Annotated in this window: 25 protein-coding genes and 3 tRNA genes; 12 read left to right on the top strand and 16 right to left on the bottom strand. The window is 36.7% G+C overall.

The genetic code is table 11. The features are described 5' to 3' along the window. Positions 1–330 precede the first annotated feature (330 nt). The 6 genes from FBR08_RS02285 to FBR08_RS02310 form a co-directional block, all read right to left on the bottom strand. On the bottom strand, positions 331–981 hold the full coding sequence (locus FBR08_RS02285; RefSeq protein ID WP_199268620.1) for a peptidoglycan-binding protein LysM: 651 nt from the start codon (positions 979–981) through the stop codon (positions 331–333). Positions 982–1,267: 286 nt separating this feature from the next. After that, the gene (locus FBR08_RS02290; protein WP_158961222.1) at positions 1,268–3,127 is read right to left on the bottom strand and encodes an ABC-F family ATP-binding cassette domain-containing protein; all 1,860 of its coding nucleotides are present in this window, start codon (positions 3,125–3,127) and stop codon (positions 1,268–1,270) included. A gap of 64 nt (positions 3,128–3,191) precedes the next feature. Beyond that, positions 3,192–4,331 (bottom strand): metallophosphoesterase, encoded by a 1,140-nt coding sequence (locus FBR08_RS02295; protein ID WP_158961223.1) that lies wholly within the window; start codon positions 4,329–4,331, stop codon positions 3,192–3,194. Positions 4,332–4,447: 116 nt separating this feature from the next. Continuing rightward, a complete protein-coding gene (locus tag FBR08_RS02300) occupies positions 4,448–7,420 on the bottom strand; it encodes a sensor histidine kinase (RefSeq protein WP_158961224.1) in 2,973 nt (990 codons plus the stop codon). Next, the gene (locus FBR08_RS02305) at positions 7,417–8,142 is read right to left on the bottom strand and encodes a LytR/AlgR family response regulator transcription factor (protein ID WP_233266203.1); all 726 of its coding nucleotides are present in this window, start codon (positions 8,140–8,142) and stop codon (positions 7,417–7,419) included. The genes FBR08_RS02300 and FBR08_RS02305 overlap by 4 nt, the downstream gene beginning before the upstream one ends. A 115-nt stretch (positions 8,143–8,257) precedes the next feature. After that, on the bottom strand, positions 8,258–9,859 hold the full coding sequence (locus FBR08_RS02310; protein ID WP_158961225.1) for an ABC transporter substrate-binding protein: 1,602 nt from the start codon (positions 9,857–9,859) through the stop codon (positions 8,258–8,260). A gap of 89 nt (positions 9,860–9,948) precedes the next feature. Between FBR08_RS02310 and mtaB the strand changes: the two genes are divergently transcribed. Then, positions 9,949–11,268, top strand: coding sequence for a tRNA (N(6)-L-threonylcarbamoyladenosine(37)-C(2))-methylthiotransferase MtaB (gene mtaB, locus FBR08_RS02315; RefSeq protein ID WP_158961226.1), 1,320 nt, complete (start codon positions 9,949–9,951; stop codon positions 11,266–11,268). Between the two features lie 104 nt (positions 11,269–11,372). Here mtaB and FBR08_RS02320 read toward each other — a convergent pair whose 3' ends face one another. Next, positions 11,373–11,654 carry a GNAT family N-acetyltransferase gene (locus tag FBR08_RS02320; protein ID WP_158961227.1) on the bottom strand — a complete coding sequence of 94 codons (282 nt, stop codon included), beginning with the start codon at positions 11,652–11,654 and terminating at the stop codon, positions 11,373–11,375. Between the two features lie 213 nt (positions 11,655–11,867). Here FBR08_RS02320 and FBR08_RS02325 point away from each other — a divergent pair, with 213 nt between their 5' ends. The 3 genes from FBR08_RS02325 to FBR08_RS02335 all read left to right on the top strand — a co-directional run bounded on the left by FBR08_RS02325 (position 11,868) and on the right by FBR08_RS02335 (position 13,725). Next, positions 11,868–12,524: an alpha/beta hydrolase gene (locus FBR08_RS02325; RefSeq protein WP_158961228.1), complete on the top strand. Its 657-nt coding sequence runs from the start codon at positions 11,868–11,870 to the stop codon at positions 12,522–12,524. A gap of 2 nt (positions 12,525–12,526) precedes the next feature. Beyond that, positions 12,527–13,420 (top strand): lytic transglycosylase domain-containing protein, encoded by an 894-nt coding sequence (locus tag FBR08_RS02330; RefSeq protein ID WP_158961229.1) that lies wholly within the window; start codon positions 12,527–12,529, stop codon positions 13,418–13,420. A 101-nt stretch (positions 13,421–13,521) separates the two neighbouring features. Next, on the top strand, positions 13,522–13,725 hold the full coding sequence (locus FBR08_RS02335) for a hypothetical protein (protein ID WP_060875036.1): 204 nt from the start codon (positions 13,522–13,524) through the stop codon (positions 13,723–13,725). Here FBR08_RS02335 and FBR08_RS02340 read toward each other — a convergent pair. Next, on the bottom strand, positions 13,720–14,505 hold the full coding sequence (locus FBR08_RS02340; RefSeq protein WP_158961230.1) for an alpha/beta fold hydrolase: 786 nt from the start codon (positions 14,503–14,505) through the stop codon (positions 13,720–13,722). The two genes, FBR08_RS02335 and FBR08_RS02340, sit on opposite strands and share 6 nt — an antisense overlap. 137 nt (positions 14,506–14,642) lie before the next feature. Between FBR08_RS02340 and FBR08_RS02345 the strand changes: the two genes are divergently transcribed. From FBR08_RS02345 to FBR08_RS02350, 3 genes are all read left to right on the top strand, one after another. After that, positions 14,643–15,197: a hypothetical protein gene (locus tag FBR08_RS02345; protein ID WP_158961231.1), complete on the top strand. Its 555-nt coding sequence runs from the start codon at positions 14,643–14,645 to the stop codon at positions 15,195–15,197. A gap of 275 nt (positions 15,198–15,472) precedes the next feature. Next, on the top strand, positions 15,473–15,595 hold the full coding sequence (locus tag FBR08_RS17065; protein WP_262885175.1) for a hypothetical protein: 123 nt from the start codon (positions 15,473–15,475) through the stop codon (positions 15,593–15,595). Positions 15,596–15,715: 120 nt separating this feature from the next. Beyond that, complete coding sequence (locus FBR08_RS02350; protein ID WP_158961232.1) at positions 15,716–16,147, top strand: YrzE family protein; 432 nt, start codon at positions 15,716–15,718, stop codon at positions 16,145–16,147. A 54-nt stretch (positions 16,148–16,201) separates the two neighbouring features. Here FBR08_RS02350 and FBR08_RS02355 read toward each other — a convergent pair whose 3' ends face one another. Beyond that, a complete protein-coding gene (locus FBR08_RS02355) occupies positions 16,202–16,804 on the bottom strand; it encodes a nitroreductase family protein (RefSeq protein ID WP_158961233.1) in 603 nt (200 codons plus the stop codon). A gap of 97 nt (positions 16,805–16,901) precedes the next feature. Here FBR08_RS02355 and FBR08_RS02360 point away from each other — a divergent pair, with 97 nt between their 5' ends. Then, positions 16,902–17,276, top strand: coding sequence for a winged helix-turn-helix transcriptional regulator (locus tag FBR08_RS02360; RefSeq protein WP_158961234.1), 375 nt, complete (start codon positions 16,902–16,904; stop codon positions 17,274–17,276). 66 nt (positions 17,277–17,342) lie between these two features. On the opposite strand, the gene FBR08_RS02365 is transcribed toward FBR08_RS02360, so the two are convergent. The 5 genes from FBR08_RS02365 to FBR08_RS02385 all read right to left on the bottom strand — a co-directional run bounded on the left by FBR08_RS02365 (position 17,343) and on the right by FBR08_RS02385 (position 19,329). Next, complete coding sequence (locus FBR08_RS02365) at positions 17,343–17,891, bottom strand: YbhB/YbcL family Raf kinase inhibitor-like protein (protein ID WP_158961235.1); 549 nt, start codon at positions 17,889–17,891, stop codon at positions 17,343–17,345. 86 nt (positions 17,892–17,977) lie between these two features. After that, complete coding sequence (locus tag FBR08_RS02370; protein WP_158961236.1) at positions 17,978–18,814, bottom strand: helix-turn-helix domain-containing protein; 837 nt, start codon at positions 18,812–18,814, stop codon at positions 17,978–17,980. A gap of 258 nt (positions 18,815–19,072) precedes the next feature. Then, positions 19,073–19,146 (bottom strand) — tRNA-Arg (locus tag FBR08_RS02375). 15 nt (positions 19,147–19,161) lie between these two features. Then, a tRNA-Pro gene (locus tag FBR08_RS02380) sits at positions 19,162–19,239 on the bottom strand. Positions 19,240–19,245: 6 nt separating this feature from the next. Continuing rightward, positions 19,246–19,329, bottom strand: a tRNA-Ser gene (locus tag FBR08_RS02385). A 488-nt stretch (positions 19,330–19,817) separates the two neighbouring features. Here FBR08_RS02385 and FBR08_RS02390 point away from each other — a divergent pair. From FBR08_RS02390 to FBR08_RS02400, 3 genes are all read left to right on the top strand, one after another. Further along, positions 19,818–20,996 (top strand): acetyl-CoA C-acyltransferase, encoded by a 1,179-nt coding sequence (locus FBR08_RS02390; RefSeq protein WP_158961237.1) that lies wholly within the window; start codon positions 19,818–19,820, stop codon positions 20,994–20,996. Between the two features lie 96 nt (positions 20,997–21,092). Next, the gene (locus FBR08_RS02395; protein WP_199268655.1) at positions 21,093–21,854 is read left to right on the top strand and encodes a C40 family peptidase; all 762 of its coding nucleotides are present in this window, start codon (positions 21,093–21,095) and stop codon (positions 21,852–21,854) included. A gap of 85 nt (positions 21,855–21,939) precedes the next feature. Then, entirely contained in the window at positions 21,940–23,289 is a 1,350-nt protein-coding gene (locus FBR08_RS02400) for a DEAD/DEAH box helicase (protein WP_158961239.1), read from the top strand. A 64-nt stretch (positions 23,290–23,353) separates the two neighbouring features. Here the strand turns inward: FBR08_RS02400 and nhaA are convergent, their stop codons facing one another. Continuing rightward, positions 23,354–24,694 (bottom strand): Na+/H+ antiporter NhaA, encoded by a 1,341-nt coding sequence (gene nhaA / locus FBR08_RS02405; RefSeq protein WP_158961240.1) that lies wholly within the window; start codon positions 24,692–24,694, stop codon positions 23,354–23,356. Positions 24,695–25,033: 339 nt separating this feature from the next. After that, the gene (locus FBR08_RS02410) at positions 25,034–25,192 is read right to left on the bottom strand and encodes a DUF4261 domain-containing protein (protein WP_233266205.1); all 159 of its coding nucleotides are present in this window, start codon (positions 25,190–25,192) and stop codon (positions 25,034–25,036) included. A 316-nt stretch (positions 25,193–25,508) separates the two neighbouring features. Here FBR08_RS02410 and lipA point away from each other — a divergent pair, with 316 nt between their 5' ends. After that, a complete protein-coding gene (lipA, locus tag FBR08_RS02415) occupies positions 25,509–26,381 on the top strand; it encodes a lipoyl synthase (RefSeq protein ID WP_158961241.1) in 873 nt (290 codons plus the stop codon). Positions 26,382–26,420: the final 39 nt, after the last annotated feature.

Raw genomic sequence — 26,420 nt, forward strand, 5'->3', positions numbered from 1 at the left:
GCACAAAAAAAGGGCTTGTCGTGATGACAAGCCCTTAGAGGTGTAGGAATAATATACGCGTTCCGTTATATTTTTTCTTCATACATACCAATAGCAGGACAGCTCACGACGTCTTGACGTAAGTTGTTCCACCACCAATTGTTTGTATGTTTAAAATTCATTTTTCTTTGTTTTGAAGGTGTAAAGGTAAAAATTATTTTCTATCTACCAAATAAAATGAGAAATCCATAAAAGAAGGCACGAGAAGATAGCTTCACGGAATCGCTAAATGCATCTTGCTTTTTTATACATAAAAAAAGGCGGTCTAAAGTTAGACCGCCTTTTATACTTTTACAGCATTACTAATGCATTTTTCTCTGGATCAATCTCTGAAACATCATACCCACTAAATTTTTTCAAGTAGGTCTTGATTGAAGTTCCGTATCCATCGCTAAATGAATTAGCTCCATTACTTCTTAAATACTTTCTCACAGATCCTGCACCACCTAAGTGAGCAGCGGCTAGTATCCCCGACTCCGTGATTTTGATCCCATCAACTCTTCGACCTTCAAACGTTTTAATCTCGTTTCTCAGAATCCATTTGTTTTTTGCAATTAAAGCATCAAATGCTTTTTCTTGTAATTGCGGATCATTCAAAAACTCTTCAGAATCAAAAATTCCAATTGATCGTAGAGCTAACCTTCCAAATTGGTACTTTCCGATGTAACCAAACGAATTGACAATTCGGTACAATCCATTTGATTCACGTGCACCTAGGGCCTGTTTAAACCCTATATAGGTTTTCCCTGTAAATGGTATTACTGCAGCTTGATCAGCCTTCTTTACTTCCGTGATTTTTTCTTCAGGAAGATGATAAGAAAGCGCTTCTGTAGGTACAATTTTATACTGTTCTAAAAGTATGACTTCATACTTTTTAAAACCCGAAAAAACTCCACCTAAAAGCAGTAATAAACCAATAAAAAAAGAACATTTTTTCCTCATTAAAATTAATTTCTCAAGCCCTGTCACCACTTGAAATTTCACTCCGCAAAGTTACCCCCTTTTTTAAATCTGCCTATTTTTTAATCGTTAAATTACATTCCCTTAACCTTACTTTTACACACAAACACTGATTAACAAAGAGATAGAAGAAAAAACTTTAACATTTCAACTCTTGTTAAAATCTTAAAATTTCACTATATTTTATAGCTTTATTCGATCTCAAAAAGAAAAAAAGAGGATGAAAAAACTTTTTTCACCCTCTTTTTTTCTATTTTCACGTCTCAAATTACCCCTCCATTTTGGCTGATAATTCAAACCATTTTTCCTCTTTTTCTTCGAGCTCTTTGATCATCTTTTTTAAACTATTTGCTTTCACATCAATTTGATCATCGGTTACTTTTCCATCGGCAAATTCTTTTTCAATTGCTTGTTTTTGCTCTGCCAATTTCGCCATTTCACGCTCAATTTTTTGTAGCTCTTTTTGCTCTTGGAAACTCAATCCATTTTTCACTTGATTCGCTTTCCAATTTACCTTTTCTTTCGGTTCTTCGTCTTTTACCGGTTCGATACTATCTTCATAGGATCTAAAATCAGAATAGTTTCCTGGAAAATCTTCTATCTCCCCTTCACCTCTAAACACAAATAAGTGATCGACAATCTTATCCATAAAGTAACGGTCGTGTGACACTACCACCAAACAGCCTGGATAATCCAATAAGAAGCTCTCTAATACATTTAAGGTTACGATATCCAAATCATTCGTTGGCTCATCGAGAATCAAGAAATTGGGGTTCTGAATTAAAACCGTACACAAGTACAAGCGTTTTAACTCCCCTCCACTTAACTTTTCAACGAAATCGTGCTGTTTCTTGCGATCAAATAAGAAACGCTCTAAAAGCTGCCCTGCAGAGATTGAACGTCCTTTTGCTAAAGGAATATACTCTCCAAACTCTTTGATTACATCAATTACTTTCTGTTCTGGCTTAATTGTGATTCCACCTTGTGTATAATACCCAATCTTGATTGTTTCTCCAATAACTACTTTTCCTGTATCCGGTTGAACCCCTTGAGTCAAAATATTTAAAAACGTCGATTTTCCAGATCCATTTTTTCCGATAATACCAATGCGCTCGCCGCGATTAAACATATAGCTAAAGTCATTCAGAATTACTTTATCCTTAAATGATTTATTCAGCTTGTGTAATTCGACTACTTTACTTCCCATGCGCTCCATGTTGATTTCTAATTCAACTTGGTGCTCTTTTCTTCTGCTACTCGCTTTTTCCTTGATCACGTAAAAATCATCAATACGCGATTTCGATTTGGTCGTACGGGCTTTCGGCTGTCTTCTCATCCAAGATAATTCTTTGACAAAAAGGTTCTGTGCCTTATCAATACTAGCATTTTCAGCTGCAATACGCTCTTCTTTCTTCTCTAAATAATAGGAATAATTCCCTTTGTATTGGTAAATCAATCCATTGTCTAATTCGATAATTTCATTGCACACACGCTCCAAGAAAAAACGGTCGTGCGTTACCATAAACAAGGTGATGTTTTCTTTGGCAAAGTAATTCTCCAACCACTCAATCATTTCCAAATCCAAGTGGTTCGTCGGCTCATCGAGAATTAATAAATCGGGTTTATTAATTAAGATAATCGCCAAAGCCAAACGCTTTTTTTGTCCTCCAGATAGGGTTTTAACCTTTATTTTCAAATCATCAAGCTTCAACTTGGTTAAGATTTGTTTGTATTGGGTTTCAAAATCCCACGCGTTGTGAATTTCCATTTGTTCAAAAGCACTTTGATAGGCATCTTGATCCTCTGGATTCTCTAATGCTTTTTCATAGCCTTCAATTACCTTTAAAATGGCACTATCCGAAGCAAAAATACTTTCTTCAATCGTCAATTCATCTTGTAAATTGGGTTCTTGAGATAAGAATTCCATTCGAATTCCCTTGCGGATAACAACTTGTCCTTTATCGGGATCATCCAAGCCATTCAATATTTTTAAGATCGTCGATTTTCCGGATCCGTTTTTTGCAACAAAGGCAATCTTTTGATCTTTATTAATACCAAATGACACATTCTCAAACAAGTTATGTGCCCCAAAAGATTTCGATATATTTTCTACTGATAAATAATTCACTGTGACAAAATTTTGACAAAAATAGCCTTTTATTCTCCATTAAAAAAGTTTGTATTCCCACCCCTTACACTTTCTCCGTATTCTTCTTCGTATATAGGGTAACAATCACATATTCTGACTGTGTTCCGATGCGATATCTTCCTCCCCATATCCCCAATCCTGAACTAATATAGTATTGGGTCGTCCCTTTTTTCAAATAACCATGAGATTTTTCAAAGAGATAGTCTGTCACCCAAGAAAAAGGCCAGACTTGTCCGCGGTGTGTATGCCCAGAAAACTGAAAATCAACCTGTTGTTCTGCTGCTGCTTCCAAGGTGTAGGGTTGATGGTCTAATACAATTTGAACTGCATTGGGATTTGGCTGTATCAACTCTTTGAGTGCTTTTCGATGTGGATTGGATTTATCATCTCGCCCAATAAGCTGAATTTGCCCACCTAAGATTTCAACAACCTCATCTCTCAAAACTGTAATATTTGATTTCTCCAAAAAGGCCAAACTCATCTCGACATTAGCTAAATACTCGTGATTGCCCAAACAAGCATATACCCCGTGTTTACTTTGTATTTCGCGTAGCAATTCATCTAATTTATAATAGGTCAAAGGCAACAAGCTATTATCAATGATATCTCCTGCAAATAAAACAACATCTGCTTGTTGTTCATTGATGAAGGCGACCCATCGTTTTAATTCTTTTCGACTGATGGCATGACCTAAATGTAAATCACTTGCAACAACAATCTTTATGGATTGATTTAACGGTTTTTGAGTATCCAAAATTAGCCGTACGACTTTCTTTTTGTAGTAATTTATATTGCCAACCAAGGCAATCAAAAGCGTCCCTAGAACAATCCATCCTGCTTGATATTGATCGATCCTTCCTGATACAGCCTTCGTTACGTCTGAGAATCTAGATAATATGAAGAGGAGTAAATCCGAAACTAAAGCCAAGAGAAAAGAATAGATAATCAACATCAACCATCCCGCTCCTACCTTATACAAGATTGCCGCTTTAGGTACACTAACGCGTTTTCTAAAGGCAAAAAACAAAATAGGGGAAATCACCAAAAAAGCAACGGCCAATCCGTAGAGAACTTGAACACTCCAAATCGCGGTGTCAAATAAGGGATATACGCGAATTCCCAAATAGATATTAGCTAAAAAATAGGCAATAAAAATTCCTACAAACAACAATCTTCCTTTCATAAAACAAATATTAATTCAGCACAATCCTCTTTCATCAGGATTTTCAATTGCCTCACGACAATAATACAATCCTTTCTTTTATTCCCCCGTTTTCTTAACAAATAATTGACGTGAATTTATTTGATTTCTTTACTCAACGTGTCCTTTAAAACCAAGCGAACACGGGTTCCTGCTGCTGTAGATTCAATACTAATGTGTTCATCCAAATAGTTTTGAATCATCTTCATGCGTTCTTTCACTAAAAATAGTCCTTTCGAATCGTGTATTGGCAACGATTGTGGTATTAGTTGCTTTCCTATTCCATTATCAATCAATTCCAAAATCACATCCTGACCTTCTTGATACACTTTTACTGTAATTATGGGATGTTCAATACTTTCTGGAAAGGCATGAATCAAACTATTTTCAACAAAGGGTTGTAGTAGTAAAGGGGGAATCCTAATTTGATCTAAACACACGCCTTGATCAACAGTAATATCCAGTTGAACCCGTTCGTCCAATCGCATATTTTCCAACTCAAAATACCCTTTTATATACTCTAATTCTTCTTTTAGGGTTACTTCATCCATCATAGATAAATTCAATGTTTTTCGTATTAAAGCAGCAAAACGCTCGAGATAATACAAGGCTTCTTCGTCTTTGTGTGCAATGATAAAATATTGAAACGAACTCAATACATTGAAAATAAAATGTGTATTCAATTGACTTCGAATCGACAATACTTTTAATTCAGCTACTTTCTTCTCATAGCGCAATTGCTTATCTTTTATTTCTTGTTGGCGTTTCATTCGTTGGACAACAAGCACTACAACACCTATTCCAACAAGTCCGATTAAACTAAAAAACCACCAGCTATAATAAAAGGGAGGTTGAATTGTAAGCCAGAGTAAAGGCATGATTTGCTCTGTTCCTTTGTCATAGTCATACACTCGAATTTCAATCGCATATTCTCCGGAATTTAAAAAACTCAATAAAATTGTGTTTTGCTCTAAATCAATCCATTCTGCTGTTGATTTTACGCGATATTGAAAACTTAATTTTTCAGGATATTTTGCTCCTAACAGCACAAAATTGACAAAAATAGAATTTTGATCATAGGGCAATTCTAACTTTCTTTGCTTTTCATGCGCTAAGACTTGTAGATCTACTTTTGTTTCGTTTACCTTAATCGACGAGAGAACGAGGTTATACGCTACTTTTTGGGGTTTAAAGTAATCCAGATTCAACGTATAGAGTCCCGCATCTGTTCCCAAAATCAATTGATTTCCAAAAATAGCACTGCTTTTTACGTTATAATTATCTAATCCTTGTTCAATATTAAACAGAAAAGTTCCCTCGGGATCTATTACTGTAACACCCTTATTCGTTCCAATCAACAATTGATTTTTGCGATAGTGCAAGAAGGTTATTCCATGACCTAAAATAGCTTGTTGTGGGATTTTCCGGATGACTTTTGGGGATTGACCACTGACATCTAAACAGTAAATATCACCAAAATCCGTGGCTACATATAGCGTTTCTCCTTCTCCTTTTTCAAGGTATTTCAAGCGGTTTTCTACAAATACTCCTTCGCCTAATAAAGAGCGGAATCGATTATTTTCATAGACATACAATCCATCCAATGCACCTGCCAAGTACATTTTATCTCCAATCGCCTGCATAGCTACAATATCACGAGGAACAAAATCTCCTTCCGCTCGATCGAAAAACTGATATTGAAAATCAGGGATGTTTTGATAAAGTCTTACCCCTCCGTACGGATCTGTCTCTACTAATTTTTCTTGAATAAAGTCATACTGATAGGTGTGAATACCGAGATAATTTTCAATAACTCCTTGATAATTCAACTGAAAAAGACCAATATTGGTACTCACCCAGATGGAATTTAGAGCTGGAATCGCTTTGTAAAACTGGATTTTTTCAGCTGGAATCCGATGTTCGATTTCAAAAAAGTGATTGGCTCGCGTTGTTAAGCCGATAAACTTTTTGTTATGCGCCAATTGAAAAGCTTTAAACGCAGTTTTATCGACAGTATGTACTACTTGGTTGTTCTGCAACAAGTATAGTCCCTGTACTCCAAATACATAAACGGTATGCTGGTGTAACGCCGTGGCTTCTATGGAACCAAAACGCGAATCGAAACGCAAAGGAGAAGTTAGATCAACTTGGAATAATCCTTGTTTCTCACTTCCTACATATAAAAATTTCCGTTTTGCATCATAGGCTAAACTAAGGAGCTCTGTATTGAATATGCCATACTTTTGATTGAGATTTTTTATTTGTTTACCATCCCAGGCATAAATTCCACCACCTTCATTTAATATATCAGCCCCTACCCAATACACTTGATTCTCCACTTGTTGAAAAAATCGCGTTCCTTTAATTGGGTATTTAACCACAGCCTGCTTCGACTGAAGTTGGTGCATTTCTATGTCAAACTTCAACCCCAAGAATAGCGTTTGATCCTTTGAATTAAAAAGAGAAGCTACTATTTCTTTATTCTCACTTAGAGGGATTAACTTTTCTCCTTCTACTTTAAAAACACCATGATTAATCGTCGTGACAAAAATAGCCTGTCCAATTTGATAAAAACTAGAGACTGGACTTGGGGTTTTAAGCACATACTTTCCTTGGTAAGTTTCAAATGTCAACTTTTGGATATCGAGTAAAGAGATTCCTTCTGATGTTCCAATATACAGCGTAGTACCCGATACAAAGAGCGCATTAACCCGGGTGGCTGCCAAGCCTTGTTTTTCATTAAACAAAAGCGTTTGCTTCTTGCCTTTATACAAAATTCCCTGGCCATAGCTTCCAATCCAAATGCCTTGATCTTGATCTTCGACTAAAGAAGTTACATTGGTAAAACGATAATGCAACGCCTCCTCATCAATCGCAAACCGCCCTTGTTGACGCACACTTAATCCTGCTCTTGACCCAATCCAAAGTACACCGCTACTATCTAACAATAATGCTCTAACATCGTTGGCAATCAGTCCATCTTCAGCCGTATAACGCTTGGTAACTGTTGCTTGTCCATAAAGTAAGGAAAAACTAAAGCAGCACAGTAGAAATGCAATCCCCCATTTCATAATTCAAGCCATCTAAATTCTTTCATTTTAGCAGCTGAAATTGTAATATAGTGATTGACTTCTTGCTCATTAATGATGATTTTATCCTTAAATACAATGCGATTCGTTCCCATATCAATATGTTTAATATGCTTTATATTAACCACATAAGAACGTCCTACACGATGAAATTGCGGGTGTTGTAACTTAGATGAAACTGCCCCTAATGTTTTGGATACCAAAAACTTTTGGTCTTTTAGGTAAATCTCACAGTAATTATCATCCGCTTTACAGTATATAATATCTTCTACGGAAACTGCCTCTCTCTTTTGATTATTTTTAATCAATTTGATGAAATATTGTTGATCCTCTCTTTCAACAAATTTATCATAAGCCAATTGCAGTTCTTCAACAGCTATTGGTTTTAACAAATAATGTAAACAAGCATATTGGTTCAGTACTTCTAATGCATATTGGCTATAAGCTGTGGTGATTACCACCTCGAACGGAAGCGGTTCTTTAAAATAGTCAAACAAGGCCAATCCGTTTTCTCTGGGCATTTGAATATCCAAAAAAACTAAATCTGGCGCATATTGATCAATCATTTTTATTGCTTCTTCGACTGATTTTGCGGTATAAAACACCATCTTATGTTGACTGCGAATGCTATGGAGCAATCGGTGTTTTAATACTTCGGCAACTTTCATCTCGTCATCCACAATTAGAACGACTAATTCATTCATAATAATAATTCGTATGTAAGGTTGTACTATAGCAAATCGAATATCTCCTTGATTTGCTGTGCATTCAAAGATACTATATCCGAAAGAATTCTCCACTAAAAGAAAATCTTTTCCTCTAATCTTTACTAACTTTTTTCAAGAATAAATTATTCATTGGATTTATTCCCAACTGACGAATGTCTTTTCGACTAAAACGAACGGCTTGATCGTAGAACAGAATAAGTGCGGGTACCTCTTCAGCGATTAACTGATCCATCTGTTCATACAATTGCTCTCTTATTTTTTGATCCGTAACTTGAAGTGCTTTTTCATACAATTGATCATACCCTGTATTGGAAAAAAAAGTATAGTTAGGCCCATTAGGAGCTTTGTTTTTACTGTAAAATAGCGATAAATAGTTCTCCGCATCGGGATAATCTGCAATCCAACTACCGCGAAAAAAAGCTATTTTCCCTGATGCCATCCCTTGCCTTAATGTTGCTGGTGGCATTACGTCAATTTCAACAGTCAACCCGATTTTTTGCCACTCTCTTTGCAAATATTCCGCAATATCTAAGTAACCCGCATTGGTAGATAAAGCAATCACCACTTTAGACTGTTTGTATTCTTTTTTATACTCCTCTACTAAAGCTTTAGCGGTTGTTACATCATAGCGCACTTTTGGCTGAATATTGCCTTTAAGTCCTTTGGGAATTATCCCTCCTACTTGCGTCGTTCCCATCCCGCTTCTCAAATGCTTAATCATTTTTTCGCGATCGAATCCCATGTTTAGTGCTTGTCGAATTCGCTTATCCTGAATAGCACTTTGTTTTTCTTCCATATTAAAACCCAAATACTCTGTGTTGAGATAAGGTCCTGTTTCCATTTGCACCACCGGTTGATATTTCTCTTGCAATTGTCCTTCTAGGGTGATTAAATCATCCTTATACGAAGGATCTAATCCCGAAATAAAATCTAATTTACCTTGAATAAACTGCAAAAAAGCACTCTGTTTATCTGGTAAAAAAGTGATAGCGACCGACTCTAAATAAGGCAATTGCACCCCTTTTTCATCTTTTTCAAAATAACGGGGATTGCGTCTTAAAATCAACTTGACATTTTCTTCCCAAAATTTAAAATAAAAAGGGCCTGTCCCGATGGGATGCGTTCTGAAATCGTGTTGTGAATCTTCCACTACTTCACGGGGAACTACAGAGGCATAACGCATGGATAACAACCCTAAAATTGCGGGAAACGATTCTTTTAATTCCAAGCGAAACACGGTATCATTTAGTGCTGTATAGCGCTTGACCTTCTGCATAATCCACGCACCAGGAGAAGCTGTTCTTGCATCGGTTAATCGATCCAAGCTATAAACAAAATCACTTGCGGTAACTGCTCGAGTTTGCTTAGGTCCAAAAGCAGAATGCGGATGAAAATAGACTCCTTGACGCAAGGTAAAATCATACGTCAAACCATCCGGAGAAGCTTTCCATGACTGTGCAATATCTCCCACAACATTCAATTGATCATCAAGTTGAACCAATCCATTAAACAACTGGTTGCACGGCCAAATAATAGCCATACTTCTCGCAAATGCAGGATCAAGTGTTTGAATATTTGAACTTTCATTGTATCGAAATACTGCCCCTCTCTCATTTTTATCTCTTTTATTTTGACAAGAATAAACAGTGAAGACAACGCAAAGAATTGATATATAATAAATTATTGATTTCATCAAACCGAATTTTGTACGTAAATTTGCAAGCTTTGTGACAACAAAGAGTAAATATACTTCAAAGTTACTACTCATAGTAAAGAATGATTATGGAAAATAGAAAAAAAGTAGCATTTTACACCTTAGGATGTAAGCTAAACTTTTCTGAAACCTCAACAATAGCAAGAAGTTTCGTAGATGAAGGTTTTGATCGTGTTGAATTTGAGGATGTGGCAGACATTTATGTAATTAATACGTGTTCTGTAACCGAAAATGCAGATAAACAATTCAAACAAATAGTAAAGAAAGCGCAAAAGAAAAACGACAAGGCTTTTATTGCCGCTGTCGGTTGTTACGCGCAGTTAAAACCGGCCGAATTAGCCAATGTAGATGGGGTTGATTTGGTTTTAGGTGCAACGGAAAAATTCAAGTTGACCGATTACATCAATGACCTTTCAAAAAATGAAATGGGTCAGGTACATTCGTGTGAAATTTCAGAAGCTGATTTTTATGTCGGTTCCTATTCTATCGGAGATCGAACCAGAGCCTTTTTAAAAGTTCAAGACGGTTGTGATTACAAATGCACGTACTGTACCATTCCATTAGCTCGAGGAATTTCTCGTAGCGATACGATGGAAAATGTCTTGAAAAATGCGGCGGAGATTTCGGCTCAAGATATCAAAGAAATTGTCTTAACAGGGGTAAATATTGGCGATTATGGAAAAGGTGAATTTGGCAATAAAAAGCACGAACACACCTTTTTGGAATTGGTACAAGAATTGGATAAGGTAGAAGGTATCGAGCGTTTGCGTATCTCATCGATTGAGCCTAACTTATTGAAAAACGAAACCATCGAGTTTGTGTCACAAAGTAGAACCTTTGTTCCGCATTTTCACATTCCCCTACAATCGGGAAGCAACGACATTTTAAAGAAAATGAAACGCCGTTATATGCGCGAACTCTATGTTGAACGCGTAGACAAAATCCGTTCAGTAATGCCCGACTGCTGCATTGGTGTAGACGTGATTGTTGGATTTCCGGGTGAAACAGATGAAAAATTCCTCGAGACTTATACCTTCTTGAGCGATTTAGACATTTCGTATTTACACGTATTCACCTATTCAGAACGCGATAATACAGAAGCAGTCGATATGGAAGATGTTGTTCCAATGGAAGTGAGAAATAAAAGAAGTAAAATGTTGCGTGGATTGTCAGTAAAGAAACGTCGAGCGTTCTACGAGTCACAATTGGGCTTAGATAAAACAGTTTTATTTGAAAGTGAAAACAAAGAAGGATACATCCACGGTTTTACTGAGAACTACGTCAAAGTAAAGACCCCTTGGAATCCCGCTTTAGTGAATACACTACGACCTATAAAGTTAACCAAGATTGATGAAGACGGTATCGTTCGATTTGATTTTCTAGATTAAATAAAAAAACCTGTTTGAATTGAAGTTCAAACAGGTTTTTTGCTTTTTTCACCCAATTAGGGGTATGTTGTGTATGTTATAAGTGGTTTTTAAATCTCACAGGATTAAATTCTTATCCCTGGAGGAAGCATTTCTTTATACGTAGGATTTTTCCTAAAGAAAGAAACAATTTTTGGATGTGTAGGAACGACTCTCAATCTCTTTTCTCGAACGATATCAAGTACTCCTTTTAAGAAATCGATGGATTGCGCCTGCACTCCTTCTTCGAATCCCTTTAATTTGGTAAGAAAGATTTTTCTTTCTTGAAGCGAATACTCCACACTAAGCAAACCTTGATCGGTTTCGAGCTCAAACTGACGAAGTAGTTCATTGTCTTTAATTTCCATTATACTAAAATTTTATATTTTCATGTTAGGCGTATGTCTTTTTCACAGCAAAAAAAAATATAGACTCTCAAAGAGTCTTTCCATAACAAAATTAGATCCTAAGAAATTTTTAGCGGATTTATACAGTGAATACAAAAAGTTTTATTCCTATATTTATCAAAGTTCGTCATTTTTTTCCACATTACCCCTATTTAGTATGTTAATTTATTTAAAATGAACAAAATACCAATTTATTTCTTTCCTGGAATGTCGTCAACCTCCCTCATTTTTGAACGATTGGAATGGGATACTTCGCGTTTTGAATTATACTTTTTAGAATGGTTGCCATGTGATAAAAAAGAAAGCTTAGTCAATTATACCCAAAAATACATTCCCCTCATTCAACATAATAATCCTATCTTGGTAGGCGTTTCATTTGGTGGGATTCTTGCACAAGAACTATCGAAGCTCATAGGTGTGCAAAAAGTAGTTATCATTTCTAGTGTACGGTCAAACAAAGAATTTCCAAAACACTTTAAATGGGCAAAATATACTCGATTATACAAATTGATTCCAACGCATGGAGTTGAGTTTTTACTGCGGTTAATTGAACGCTATGGCAAGGATAAACAAAAAAGACGAGTAGCGCTCTATAACCGTTACTTGTCTATTCGGGATCCCCATTATCTCAATTGGTGCATACAAGCTGTTCTAACTTGGAATCAAAAAGAAGAATTAGACCATGTAGTTCATATTCACGGCACAAAAGATGAAGTATTTCCCTTCAAAAACATACGAAATGCAATTGAAGTTCCAGGAGGAACGCACGCGATGATTATTGTCAAACACAAGTGGTTTAACCAAAATTTAGAGAAAATTATATTGAAATAACGATGAAAAAGAATCTCAAAAATGTGCTTTACACAGCAGCAGTTGTCGGTATAGCCTCTACTTTTATTTTTGCTACCGCGCATGAAACTGTAAATCCAGAGGATACCAAAAATCCAACGGATCACCATGTGCCTCTTCCATTAACTGCAAATTTTGCAGGGGAGAAAACGCCACTAGACGTGATTGATGTCAAAGAGCGCTTTGATCGTGAGATGATCATCAACGCCAATCTTCATTCATCCACAACGCTAGTGATAAAAAGGGCAGAACGTTATTTCCCCATTATTGAACCTATCTTAAAGAAAAACAATATACCCGACGACTTCAAATACTTATGTGTAATTGAAAGTACGTTGTCTAATGTCGTTTCCTCTGCGGGGGCTTCTGGTTTTTGGCAATTTATGAAGGGAACAGCGGGTGAATACAACTTGGTGGTAGACGACTATATTGACGAGCGCTACCATTTAGAAAAAGCAACTGAAGCCGCTTGTAAATACTTTAAAGATGCCAAAGCTCGTTTTGGTTCTTGGACGATGGTAGCCGCTGCATACAACAGAGGAATGGGTGGAATGACTAAAGCTATGAACGCTCAATACGTAGACAATTACTATGATTTATTTTTAAATCAAGAGACCTCTCGCTATGTATTTCGAATTTTAGCTATGAAAGAGATTATGAATAATCCTCAGAAATACGGCTACGACATTCCTAAATCAGAGAAATATCCTCCTATTTCAATGCGCACCGTTACTTTGGATAAGGATATTGACGACCTACCGATGTTCGCCATCGAACAAGGTTCTAACTATAAATTATTGAAGTTATACAATCCTTGGTTGGTGAATACCAGCGTAAAAACAAAAGGTAAAACCTACACCATCGAGTTACCTCGTTAACTAAAACTAGCCTCATCTCTTTCCAAGATGAGGCTATTATTTTTGTCACTCTTTTATCCTGCAAATGATTTTATATCTTTGCGACCGATACAACAAACACAATGGATAAAGAAACCTATATCAAAACCGCCCTAGAAACAATCAAAGCCAAAAACCTTCAAGTGCCATTCGAATTGGCCCAAGGGAGTGTAATTACCAATTTAGATCAATACTTAAACAGCTTAAAATCTTCGTATTTACAAGCCAAAGACCCTCGAATAGAACAATTGTTTTTAGATAAAATTGAACATTTACTCAAACTATAAGTAACGATTTAAAAAGGAGGTAATCAACGTCAGGGTTTTCTCCTTTTGTTCTTTATGTGGGATATGCCCCACTTGTTCAAAGATGTATTTTTCAGCAATACCGCTCACGTGACTAACTGTCTCTTCTACTTGTGTTAATGTTCCGTATTCATCCAAATCTCCTTGTAAGAACAACAAAGGAGCGGTTATACGATGCAATTCAGGCACCATCGTCCAATGGCGATAGGCAGGATCCAACCAAATGTCAAACCAAGCATAACACAGCTTCTCTACGCGTTCACCGTGATATTTTGCCAAGCGGTGTCTTAAGTCTGTTTCCTCATAGGCTTTTTTCGCGTCGGCAACTCCTTGTAAAGTTACCTGTTCCACGAAAACATGCCCCGCTTCTATCACCATTGCCGTCGTGTTTTCTGGATATAAAACCCCGTACCACAACGCAATAGAAGCTCCATCACTATGCCCAAATACCGCAAGTTGCCCCAATTGCAGAACCTGACGCAAACGCTCCAAAAACTCCCCTTCTTGTTCTAGATAATCCTGTGCCCGGTAAGACGTTTGCATCGGCTGTGATTTTCCATAGCCCACGCGGTCATACACCATAACATTGCATTGCAATTGTTCTGCTAATAAGCTAGGCCAATCCCTCCACAGTTCCACACTGCCCAGTGAATCGTGCAATAAAACCAAAGTCGTCTCTGTTTTGGAAGTATCACAAGCATACAAATGCACGAATATGGCTTGCCCATCCACTTGAACGGTTTGCTCTATCAATCTAATCATTGTTTTTTAGCTTTCCTCAAAAATAAGATTTTTGTCGGGGATTAGGGCAAGATATCATAGGATAAACGCTCTTCTTTCTGTCGATAATTAGGTAAACATGGTTTATCCTCCTATCTTTAGTCTTTTATACATTCATCATGAGAAACTTACTTGTTCTGCTGTTTTGTATCAGCAGTGTATTTTACACAAAAGCGCAAACGTCAAATTCTTCAACGCAATTCATCCAAAACCTTGCACAGCACTGTGGTAAGGCGTACAAAGGAAGTATTGTTTCTTCCCCAGTTCCTGCTGATTTTGACAACAAGGAATTAATTATGTACGTAGCTGCATGCGACAAACGCGAAGTAAAAATCGCTTTTTTCGTTGGAGATGATTTATCGCGTACTTGGGTATTTACCCTAAAAGGAGACCGAATCGAATTGAAACACGATCACCGTCAACCCAATGGACAACCTGACGAAATAACCATGTATGGCGGAACAACCACCAATACTGGAACCGAACATATCCAATATTTCCCTGCAGATCAAGAAACCGCATTAGATATCCCTGCGGCAGCTTCTAATCTTTGGTGGGTGACCCTTGACGACAAGGAATACAGTTATAACTTACAACGCGCAGGATCTAAAACGAGTTTTAATGTGGTGTTTGATATCACAAAACCGATTATCACAGATAAAAGAGCTTGGTAGTTCACTCTTCCTTACTTTTTAAAACAGTTAGCCTACTTCAACTTACCCTGACGCTATCATTGAGCTTTTTATCCTAGGTTGTACTAGCAGGTTGATAATTAACTTATCAAATCAACACGTCTAAAAAACACAAAAAACAAACATAACAACTTATAAATCAATATATTATTTGATTATTTTATTGTTTTTACAGCTGCATCTATATATCTTTATATTCATTTTTATATAAAAGTCATCCTGATTTGTAAAATACTTAATTAATCAAAAAAAAACGAATGAGTAGTTTAATTTTTAAAATAGAATCTCTTTTTGACTCACTCTTCCAAAATGTTGGAGATAGTTTCAATGGAGCATATCAATCGGATAATAAAGAAGTTATTCAATTGAGAAAAAATTAAGGGAAGAAAATCGTATTCCTTCAACTAAAGACGACAGACATAACCTTAGCAATGATGCTCATCATATAGCTAAAGATTATAAAAAAGCGTTCGAATACTACCTGAAGGAACGTTAATCTTATGGCTAAACAACAGAGAACACAAAAACAAACAACTGTTGATCATAAGAATGGAAACGGATACCAACAAGAACACACCGAAGTTTTTGATGATAATTTACTACCTGACGCTACTGAAATTCAAAAACTAAAAGAAATGGACCCTGAAATTATGACCTGGTTAAAAGCAAGAGCTGAAAAAGAACAAGATTTTAGACCTGCTGCTTTCAATCATAGGACTACTATTTTAGAAAATGATGTAAAAGGTAGTATTAGAATCAATACTATGGGAATTCTATTTGCTTTTATTATAATCATGAGTGGAATGGCTTTTTCTGCTTTTCTAGTTCATTATGGTTCAATTATAGCTGGTACAATTTTCAGCGGTTTTACCATAGTGTATGCTGCTTCTCTTTTTTTAAGAAAGAAAAGAAACACAAGTAATGAAAAATAAGAGATTTTATTTTCTAAATACAAGGGTGGCCTAAAAGACCACCCTTTTTTGTTTTTAAATCGATTCAATCACATCTTCCAAAGCAAACCGAGATTTAGGTAAAACGCTTGGATGCGCAGGGTCCGTTAGATCAGCATAACCAACCGTAACCGCAAACAAGGGAGCAAATCCCTCTTGTTTCAATATCCCTTGATAGGCTTGACGGTTAATTCCCTCCATTGGCGTTGCATCTAACCCCAAACTTATACAAGCAGATAAAAAATAGCCCAAGGAAAGATACACTTGATTTTCCATCCACGATTTTGTGGCTTGTTCTCCACGAGATTTAACCAGTGGCTCATAAAACCCTTTGACCCATCCTTCAGGTAGAATGGAAATATTCTGCTGTTCGAAGTGTTCAATATCATCCATCACACTAAACACAACGACCAATCCAACCGTATTGATGGAATTTTCATTCGTATACGATTGTGCGGCTAATTCAGCTTTTACTTTTTCATCGGTCACAAACGTAAATTTCCACGGTTGACTATTAATAGACGAAGGACTTAATCGAAGGATGTTTTTCAATTCTTCTATTTGTTCTGGCGAAATCTTTTTTGTTACAGCATACTTTTTCGTAGCATATCTGCGTTGGGCAAGATCTAAAAAATTCATATAAAATGGAATTATAATTAATACTATACTTTTTATAGTTGCAAACTTATATATAGTAAATTATCTTTGCAAGAACGGTCAAAAAGGATAGTAACAGATGTACACGATAGACAATCAAGATTTCCCATGCAGTACAAGCTTAACAATGAGATATATAGGTGGTAAATGGAAAGCCGTTATTCTCATTCATTTAATAGAAAAAAAACGATACAACGAATTGAGAAAAGCTATTCCGATGATTACGGAACGCACGTTGAGTTTACAATTAAAGGAAATGGAAGAACATGGCTTAATTAGTCGAACCGTTTATACCAGTAAACCACCTTTAAAAGTAGAATATGAATTAACTGCTTTTGGACAAACGCTAATTCCACTACTTGAGGCGATTGCGAAATGGGGTAAAGCAACAGGAACAACAAAGAAAGAAATTACTTATACACCAGAAGAAACAAGTTGTTCCATTTTGGGATAACACAGGCGATAGATACAAAAGAGTCTTCGAAAAATCGAAGACTCTTTTGTATTCATTAGTTGATATTTATCGCTTATAATACGCGATGATACTTGCCTTAGTTAAGGTTTGATTCCACAAATTGAAACCAACATACGCTGGGTTCGCATTCGCATCAAGTCCTAATGAATCCGTTTTTAATGCATAAACGGTAATGATATATTGATGAAACCCGTGTCCTTCTGGTGGGCAAGGTCCTCCAAAACCTTTGATTCCATAATCGGTCACGCTTTGAATCGCTCCTTTAGGTGCTAAATTAAGACTACCATTTCCAGCATCTGCAACTAATTCATTTACGTTTGAGGGAATATCAAATACCACCCAGTGCCAAAATCCACTTCCCGTTGGAGCATCGGGATCATACATCGTAACAGCAAAACTTTTCGTCCCTTCTGGAGCATTTTCCCAAGACAACTGAGGCGATTGATTATCCCCAGAACAACCAAATCCATTAAACTCCATTGTTTTTGTTCCTGATCCTCCTAAGTTTTTACTCGATAGGGTAAATGTTTTTTGTGCCAATACTGACGTTGACACCATCAAAACTAGCAGTACTAATACCTGTGCTTTTTTCATTTGAATTGAATTAAATTTTCAAGCAAAGTTACTTTGGAACAGCTGTAAGAGGTTTTGATATCCGTTCAAAAACTGTTGCTAGAAGTTCAATTCTTAGGTTGCTGTTTTGGCGTTATACCGTATTTACTTTTATAAGCTTGAATAAAACTTGACAAACTCTCATACCCTACTTCATAATAAATTTCGGTAGCCGTTTTCTTTTCAAAGTTCAACAAATAGTGAGCATGTTCTAAGCGTTTATTCTGAAACCAACGCATAGGTGATTCGGAATATTGCTTTTCAAATACTCGCTTAAATGTAGAAACACTCATATTACAAAGAAATGCCAGTTCTTTAATTGTTAATTTACTAAGTTGATTGCTTTCGATGGTACGCGTAAACTTTTGCATACTATCTTCGTTATTGCCCAGAAAAGAATGCAGAAAACCCAGTCCGTAAATTTCCACGAGATACCACATTATTTCTTCAAATTTAACTTCTAACAAGCGATTTTGAATCGCTTTTGACAATTTGTTTATATCGAGTAAACTCGATACAAATCGATGAATAAAATCATCATACTCAAAGGAATAAATGGATTGATATTCGATGGATTTCGAATAATCTAATTCAAGTTTATAAGCAAATCGTTGAACCATCTCATTGGAAAAGAACAACAATATACTTCTATAATTTTTACCTTCCGACAATTTCTCTGTCATTAAACAATGCCCCGACTTCATGAGAAGAAAACGGGAAGGGTTGATAGATTGAATTGCACGATCAAAAACAACTTCCTTAACTCCTTCAAGCAAGAAACTAAATGTATGCTGATTCAGTACAATTTGTTGTCGATCGATTTCTTGAGCACTGCAATAATCAAAAATTTGAATGGGTTTAGATTGATCGAGATTCAGGTCAGTAGGAAGGGTTATGATATTCATTGGGATTTATTCGTTTAAGACAAATCTTATTGCTTGAATGTATGCTATTTTATGTAGACTTCTCTATTAGAGCGGAATAAAGGTACTATTATTTCTTTAGTCATTCCCCTTTCTTTAGAACTAAACTAGGAAGTGATTAACGGTTCAAATGTTCTAACCAGATCAATAGATCGATAACCCAAAAAATTTCACAAAAAAGCAAACCGTGCGAATCTCACAAAAACAAAAAAAGTCCTAACTTTCGTTAAGACTTTTTCGTGATCCAATCAGGATTCGAACCTGAGACCTACTGCTTAGAAGGCAGTTGCTCTATCCAGCTGAGCTATTGGACCCTACACTACTTGTAGTGGTCGGGGTGGCAGGATTCGAACCTGCGACCTCCTGGTCCCAAACCAGGCGCGATGACCGGGCTACGCTACACCCCGAATTTGCGGAGAGACAGGGACTCGAACCCTGGCGACCGTTACCAGTCGACAGATTAGCAATCTGCTCCGTTACCACTCCGGCACCTCTCCGTTGCTTTCAAGAAGACTTATCTTCTGTAATGCGGATGCAAAAGTAGCACGAGTTTTCGTTGTTTCCAAATATTTCTACGAGAAAAAAACAAAAAAAACAGGCTCCCTCAACAAATCGATTATCTATCAAGCAGATACAGCCTCATCTTTTTTTTATTTTTTGAAACAAAAAATAAAATACTTTCTAAATCCCTGCTTTATTCCTCCACATTCCATTCTCTCCTTTCCTTTTCTCCACCTCATAAATCGATAAAAACAGCCTTATCGCTGGATTAATGTTAATATACCCGATTATTTCCCCCCGACAATTCGACCAAATAAATTTATAATGTATATTTGTCCTTCACATTGAATCAAAAAATATCTAACTAATATCCGCAAACGCGAATAGCATGCGTGACGACGTTACCTGCAACACCAAATTGCCTGTATCTTTAAGTTGTTCCGCGACTCTATCGCCAGTAGTGGATTGATAAACACTATTTATTATGAGTAAAAGAGTAGTAATTGTATCTGCTGCTAGAACACCAATCGGTAGCTTTTTAGGTTCATTATCTACAGTTCCTGCAACGCGATTAGGAGCTGCTGCAATTAAAGGCGCGATTGACAAAATTAATTTAGACGTAAATTTAGTTGACGAAGTATTAATGGGCAACGTTGTTCAAGCAGGTGTTGGACAAGCTCCGGCTCGTCAAGCTGCTATTTACGCTGGATTAAGCAGTAATGTTCCTTGTACTACAGTTAATAAAGTTTGTGCTTCAGGAATGAAAGCAATCATGCAAGGTGCACAAGCAATTATGTCTGGAGATGCTGAGGTAGTTGTTGCGGGTGGAATGGAAAACATGAGTTTAATTCCACACTACGTACACATGAGAAACGGACAAAAATTTGGTCCTACAACTTTAGTTGACGGATTGCAAAATGACGGTCTTGTTGATGCTTATGACAACCAAGCAATGGGTGTAGCTGCAGATAATACAGCAAGCGTACACAATATCACAAGAGAAGAGCAAGATGCTTTCGCTATCCAATCATACGAGCGTTCAGCAAAAGCTTGGGAAGAAGGAAAATTCGACATGGAAATCGTTCCTGTAGAAGTTCCGCAAAGAAGAGGAGAGCCAATCATCGTTTCAAAAGACGAAGAATATTCAAACGTAAAGTTAGACAAAATCACAGGATTGCGTCCAGCTTTCACTAAAGAAGGAACGGTTACTGCTGCTAATGCTTCTACAATCAATGATGGTGCTGCTGCAGTAGTATTAATGAGCGAAGAAAAAGCAAAAGACTTAGGATTAAAGCCATTAGCTTACATCAGAAGTTATGCAGATGCTGCACAAGAACCCATTTGGTTTACAACTGCGCCTGCAAAAGCATTGCCTATCGCATTGAAAAAAGCAAACTTAGCTATTTCTGATGTTGATTTCTTCGAATTCAACGAGGCTTTCTCTGTAGTAGGATTAGCAAATGCGAAGCTTTTAGATTTAAACACAGACAAAATTAACGTAAACGGTGGTGCTGTAGCTTTAGGACACCCGCTAGGATGCTCTGGAGCGCGTATCGTTGTAACGTTGTTAAGCGTTTTAGAACAAAACAAGGCTAAAATTGGTGCTGCAGCTATCTGTAATGGTGGTGGGGGTGCTTCTGCTATTGTTATTGAAAGAGCTTAATTCAAAATCAAGATTTTTAATACGATGAATAAAAGATGGGTTTGATTTATTCAAACTCATCTTTATTTTTGCATTTTAATACAAAAAAACTATATGATGTTTGCCTATTGTAACCTTTCTATTGTTCCCCTGCGCGCAGAACCTAGTGATAAAAGCGAATTGGTATCTCAACTGCTGTTTGGAGAATTGTTTACAATACTAGAACAAACTGAAAAGTGGTCTAAGATTGAATTAACTTTTGATCAATACCAAGGCTGGATTGACAATAAACAATATCAAGTAATATCAAAAGGCGAATACGACACTTTAAACCAAGCAGCTCCTATCTATGCAGGAGATTTTGTAGAATTTTTGCATTCCTCAGACAATCAATTAATGTCTATCCCTTTAGGCAGTAACCTCAACGTCTTAAAACACGCTACGACCAATCCGTTAAAATTTGCTTTTGAAGGACGCTCCATTACGGGAACTTTCACAAAAAGCCAATTCGTAAAAACAGCATTTATGTATTTGAATGCCCCTTATTTATGGGGAGGAAAAACTCCTTTCGGCATTGACTGCTCTGGGTTTACGCAAATGGTGTATAAAATCAATGGTCATTTAATTCCACGAGATGCTTCTCAACAAGCAACCATAGGTGAAGCCTTGAGTTTTATAGAAGAAAGTGAAGCAGGGGATTTAGCCTTTTTTGACAATGCAGAAGGCAATATCATCCACGTTGGAATTATCATGGAAAACAACTACATTATTCACGCTCATGGCAAGGTGCGTATTGACCGCTTGGATCACTTGGGTATTTACAATGTCGATTCAGGAAAACACACCCATAAATTACGCGTGATCAAAAAGATTTTGTAATTTTTCAACTTGTCTTTTATCCAATTTTATTCCAATACTTACTACAAGCATAAAAAAACGTATCTTTGTCCAAATAAGATATTTTATGCATACTTTCGAGCAATTTAATCTACCGAAAGCTTTACAAAAAGCCCTAGATGAGCTTCAAATTACGACGCCTACACCTATTCAATCCAAATCATTTCCTGTTGTTCTATCAGGAAGGGATGTAATAGGGATTGCCCAAACAGGTACGGGTAAAACTTATGCTTATTTACTTCCCATTTTAAAACAATGGAAATTTGCCCACGTGGATACACCGCGCGTTGTTATTATTGTACCAACCCGTGAGTTAGTTGTTCAAGTTGTTGATGAAGTGAATAAACTAACGCAATATATGTCTATTCGCTCTTTGGGCGTTTATGGTGGGACCAATATTAACACCCAACGCAAAGCCGTGTACGATGGGGTTGACATCTTAGTAGGAACACCTGGTCGTATGATGGACTTAGCGCTAGATGGTGTTTTGCGTTTTGACAACTTACAAAAACTAGTCATTGACGAATTTGACGAAATATTAAACTTAGGATTTAGAACGCAACTTACCTCCATTCTAGCCATGATGAAAAGCAAAAGACAAAATATATTGTTTTCTGCAACCATGACAGAAGAAGTAGATGAGGTATTGGAAGACTTTTTTGACTTTCCAGAAGAGGTTTCCTTAGCCGCTTCGGGGACTCCTTTAGAGAAAATTGATCAACAAGTTTATCGCGTTCCCAATTTCTACACTAAAATGAACGTTTTAATTCACTTATTGAAAGATAAGGAAACCTTCAACCGCGTACTAATTTTCATCAACAGTAAGCGTTTAGCTGATGTTGTTATGACTCAATTAGAGGAAGCATTTCCCGATGAATTTACAGTGATTCACTCCAACAAATCGCAAAATTTCCGTATGCGTTCCATGGCAGAATTTCAAGCCAGTGAATTAAGAGGATTATTAACAACGGATATTATGTCTCGTGGTCTTGATATTTCAGATATTAGTCACGTGGTCAACTTACAGTTTACTGACATACCTGAACAATACGTTCACCGTATTGGACGTACAGGACGTGCAGATAAAACGGGTATTGCCATCTCTCTTGTTGATCCAAAAGAAGAAGAAATGCTTTTTGAAGCGGAAGCGCTAATGGAAAAAGAGCTAAGAGAAATTGAAATTCCCGCTACAGTCGAAATCTCAGATAAATTAATGGAATTTGAGCAATCGAAACTAAAAGCAAAACAATTGGTGAAATCGAAAAAACCACTTGAAAAAGGAGCTGCTTTTCACGCGAAAAAAGAAAAGAACGCCAAAGTTAATCTAGGTGGACCCGGAAAGAGAAAACCAAGAAAAACAAAGCCTAGGAATCGCGCCGTTGACGCTAAACGCGCAGCCAAGAAAAAGAAAGATTAATATTTCTAAATAGAAAAAGCCGAAGACATTTATCTTCGGCTTTTTTATTGCATTCTATTTTCTCTTATTTTTTTGATTTACCCGCCAAACTCAATACAATAAATCCCAATAATCCTCCTAAGCCAGAAGCTATTAAAATTCCCAATTTCGCTTGACCAGGAAACTCTGGATGTAAATTTATATCAAAAGCCAATTCTGTTACAAACAACGACATCGTAAAACCAATCGAAGCTAACAACCCTAAGCCAAACAAGTTTTTATAGGTCATTCCTGTCGGCATTTTTACCACGCCAAATTTGATAACCAAAGCAGTTAGGCCGAAAACACCCAAAACTTTCCCTACCAACAAGCCAAGGGCCACCCCTAAAGTTACAGCGCTTACTCCTTCACCTCCACCTGTACTAATAGGAATAGCAGCATTGGCTAAAGCAAATACAGGCATAACAAAGAAAGCTACAAAATTGTGCATGCTGTGTTCTAAACGAATCGCTGGTGGTAAACTATTTTTTGCTAAATCTTGAATATCTCCGACACAATCCATTTGCTCTCCTGTCAAAGTTGGAATCTTATCATCTGGATCGATGTTGTTGAATCTATTTTTTAGCTGTTCTAATTTTTTACGGAAAAATGGCTCGTGAATTTTGGCTGTAGACGGAATAGCAAATGCAGCTAATACAGCCGCAATAGTAGCGTGAACCCCAGACAACATAAAAGCCAACCAAATTCCGCCAATACCGATAATTGCATAATAGATTGTATTTCTAATACCCAGTAAATTACTGATAATCAGCAAACCAAAAAAGCCTAGTCCAATTCCTAAATTAATTAATGACAGTTGTTCCGTATAAAAAATCGCAATCACTAATACCGCACCTAAATCATCTGCAATAGCAAGAGCAGTCAAGAAAACTTTCAGAGAAGTAGGTACCTTATCTCCCAACAAATAAAGAACACCTAAGGCGAAGGCAATATCCGTTGCCATGGGAATTCCCCATCCGTGGGCAGCATCTGTTCCTGCATTAAAAATAGCATAAATAGAAGCCGGCACAACCATACCTCCTATCGCAGCAATAATTGGCAACATCGCCTTTTTAGGAGAAGATAGTTCACCTGTTGTTAACTCTCTTTTTAATTCTAACCCAACAACAAAAAAGAAAATAGCCATCAATCCATCATTCACCCAATGTTTTAACGAGTGATTCAATGAAAAATCATTAAATGAAAAAGCAATGTGATTCTCTTCCCAAAAAGCATTGTATTGATCTGCCCAAGCAGAATTAGCCATAAAGATGGCAATCAAAGCAGCAATAAATAATATAATTCCGCCTGATGTAGATTTTTGCATGAATTTACTAACAGGAGCCATCATTTTATCTGCTGGTGTTAACTTCAGATTATCTTCCATTTATTTTGAATTTGTATAAAAATTTAATACCAAATATAGGTTTCCTCTATCTTTTAACCAAACAAGCCTATTATTTTTTACTATCTTCTAATTTTACGCTTTCTTATATTTTGTTATAAAAAAACCTTATCCTTAGGTATTTTTAATTTTGACCTAACAATACACAAATTTAACACTCATTTCGTAAGAGTCGAAAAACAAAATAGCCTTTTCATCTGTATATCAATAAAAACACTTTTGCTATTTTTTTATTCTAACTACTAACAAAAGATAGGTCGTCGTCGTCTTCAAGAATGGTATCCATTGACTTACATCTCTAATTTCAAGGTTTTCCCCCTCCTACAAAAATACCTTAGAAGAGGTAATATTCATCTTCTGTTCTGCGGCATACCCGAAAGTCTCTCCTTGTCTAAACACCACATTACTTCCTATGACATACGAACAAAAATTCACCAAGAAAGAATACAATTCTCCTAATGCTAAAACTGAGTGAACCACTTCGAGTTCCCAATTTGCCTAAATCGAACAAACCATAGGTATAAACACTCTTTTCTCCTTCTGTAATGCGTATTCCGAGTCTACCCCTAACGCTATTTTACAATTCAAAAATACACATTAGCCCCTACATCACCTCATTAAATTGATTTTATTCTAATCTACTTTGACTTCAAATGCGTATTTTCAGCAAGAATATCCTCAAAAAAGAACAAGAAACCCAAGTGAAGAAAAGGAATTCACACCATTTTATAATTCCGAAAAAACCAAAGATAAAAGAGAAGATTTCAGTATATTTGTACTTTGATAAAATGAAAGTATGGATACAATCTTAGACAAAAATATACAACCACAGGCCAAACCGAAATGGTTACGTGTAAAATTGCCTACAGGTAAAAAATATACTGAATTAAGAGGTTTAGTGGACAAGTACAAGTTGCACACCATCTGTACCTCGGGTAGTTGTCCAAATATGGGAGAATGTTGGGGAGAAGGAACGGCGACTTTTATGATTTTAGGAAACATCTGTACGCGTTCATGTGGTTTCTGTGGAGTAAAAACAGGACGTCCAGAAACAGTGGATTGGGATGAACCAGACAAAGTGGCTCGTTCGATCAAGCTAATGAGCATTAAACACGCGGTAATTACTAGTGTTGACCGAGATGACTTAAAAGACGGTGGGTCGATTATTTGGGCAGAAACAGTGAAAGCAGTTCGCCGTATTAGCCCTGGAACGACTATGGAAACACTAATTCCAGATTTTCAAGGCGAAGAGCGTTTATTGGATCGTATCTTAGCAGTGGCACCGGAAGTAATTTCGCACAATATGGAAACGGTTCGTCGCTTAACGAGAGAGGTTCGAATCCAAGCCAAATACGATCGCAGTTTAGCCGTGTTGCAATATTTAAAAGACAACGGCGCTAAGCGTACGAAATCAGGGATTATGTTAGGTTTAGGAGAAACAGAAGAAGAAGTAATCCAAACGATGCACGATTTGAAAGCCGTTGGATTAGATGTCTTAACTATAGGTCAATATTTACAACCGAGTAAAAAACACTTGCCTGTAAAAGAATTCATCACACCAGAACAATTCAAGAAATACGAAGAAATCGGGTTAGAATTAGGATTCAGACACGTTGAAAGTGGTGCACTTGTTCGTTCATCATACAAAGCTCAGAAACATATTTTATAATTATAATATTGATGGTCGCTGTTTGGCGACCATCTTCTT

It is taken from the genome of Myroides fluvii (genome assembly GCF_009792295.1).
Classification (GTDB): Bacteria; Bacteroidota; Bacteroidia; order Flavobacteriales; family Flavobacteriaceae; genus Flavobacterium; species Flavobacterium fluvii_A.

Coding starts and splice junctions, on each gene's coding strand:
- FBR08_RS02285 (WP_199268620.1), bottom strand. CDS start 981: ATGAGGAAAAAATGTTCTTTTTTTATTGGTTTATTACTGCTTTTAGGT.
- FBR08_RS02295 (WP_158961223.1), bottom strand. CDS start 4,331: ATGAAAGGAAGATTGTTGTTTGTAGGAATTTTTATTGCCTATTTTTTA.
- FBR08_RS02300 (WP_158961224.1), bottom strand. CDS start 7,420: ATGAAATGGGGGATTGCATTTCTACTGTGCTGCTTTAGTTTTTCCTTA.
- FBR08_RS02305 (WP_233266203.1), bottom strand. CDS start 8,142: ATGAATGAATTAGTCGTTCTAATTGTGGATGACGAGATGAAAGTTGCC.
- FBR08_RS02310 (WP_158961225.1), bottom strand. CDS start 9,859: ATGAAATCAATAATTTATTATATATCAATTCTTTGCGTTGTCTTCACT.
- mtaB (WP_158961226.1), top strand. CDS start 9,949: ATGGAAAATAGAAAAAAAGTAGCATTTTACACCTTAGGATGTAAGCTA.
- FBR08_RS02320 (WP_158961227.1), bottom strand. CDS start 11,654: ATGGAAATTAAAGACAATGAACTACTTCGTCAGTTTGAGCTCGAAACC.
- FBR08_RS02325 (WP_158961228.1), top strand. CDS start 11,868: ATGAACAAAATACCAATTTATTTCTTTCCTGGAATGTCGTCAACCTCC.
- FBR08_RS02330 (WP_158961229.1), top strand. CDS start 12,527: ATGAAAAAGAATCTCAAAAATGTGCTTTACACAGCAGCAGTTGTCGGT.
- FBR08_RS02335 (WP_060875036.1), top strand. CDS start 13,522: ATGGATAAAGAAACCTATATCAAAACCGCCCTAGAAACAATCAAAGCC.
- FBR08_RS02340 (WP_158961230.1), bottom strand. CDS start 14,505: ATGATTAGATTGATAGAGCAAACCGTTCAAGTGGATGGGCAAGCCATA.
- FBR08_RS02345 (WP_158961231.1), top strand. CDS start 14,643: ATGAGAAACTTACTTGTTCTGCTGTTTTGTATCAGCAGTGTATTTTAC.
- FBR08_RS17065 (WP_262885175.1), top strand. CDS start 15,473: ATGAGTAGTTTAATTTTTAAAATAGAATCTCTTTTTGACTCACTCTTC.
- FBR08_RS02350 (WP_158961232.1), top strand. CDS start 15,716: ATGGCTAAACAACAGAGAACACAAAAACAAACAACTGTTGATCATAAG.
- FBR08_RS02355 (WP_158961233.1), bottom strand. CDS start 16,804: ATGAATTTTTTAGATCTTGCCCAACGCAGATATGCTACGAAAAAGTAT.
- FBR08_RS02360 (WP_158961234.1), top strand. CDS start 16,902: ATGTACACGATAGACAATCAAGATTTCCCATGCAGTACAAGCTTAACA.
- FBR08_RS02365 (WP_158961235.1), bottom strand. CDS start 17,891: ATGAAAAAAGCACAGGTATTAGTACTGCTAGTTTTGATGGTGTCAACG.
- FBR08_RS02370 (WP_158961236.1), bottom strand. CDS start 18,814: ATGAATATCATAACCCTTCCTACTGACCTGAATCTCGATCAATCTAAA.
- FBR08_RS02390 (WP_158961237.1), top strand. CDS start 19,818: ATGAGTAAAAGAGTAGTAATTGTATCTGCTGCTAGAACACCAATCGGT.
- FBR08_RS02395 (WP_199268655.1), top strand. CDS start 21,093: ATGTTTGCCTATTGTAACCTTTCTATTGTTCCCCTGCGCGCAGAACCT.
- FBR08_RS02400 (WP_158961239.1), top strand. CDS start 21,940: ATGCATACTTTCGAGCAATTTAATCTACCGAAAGCTTTACAAAAAGCC.
- nhaA (WP_158961240.1), bottom strand. CDS start 24,694: ATGGAAGATAATCTGAAGTTAACACCAGCAGATAAAATGATGGCTCCT.
- lipA (WP_158961241.1), top strand. CDS start 25,509: ATGGATACAATCTTAGACAAAAATATACAACCACAGGCCAAACCGAAA.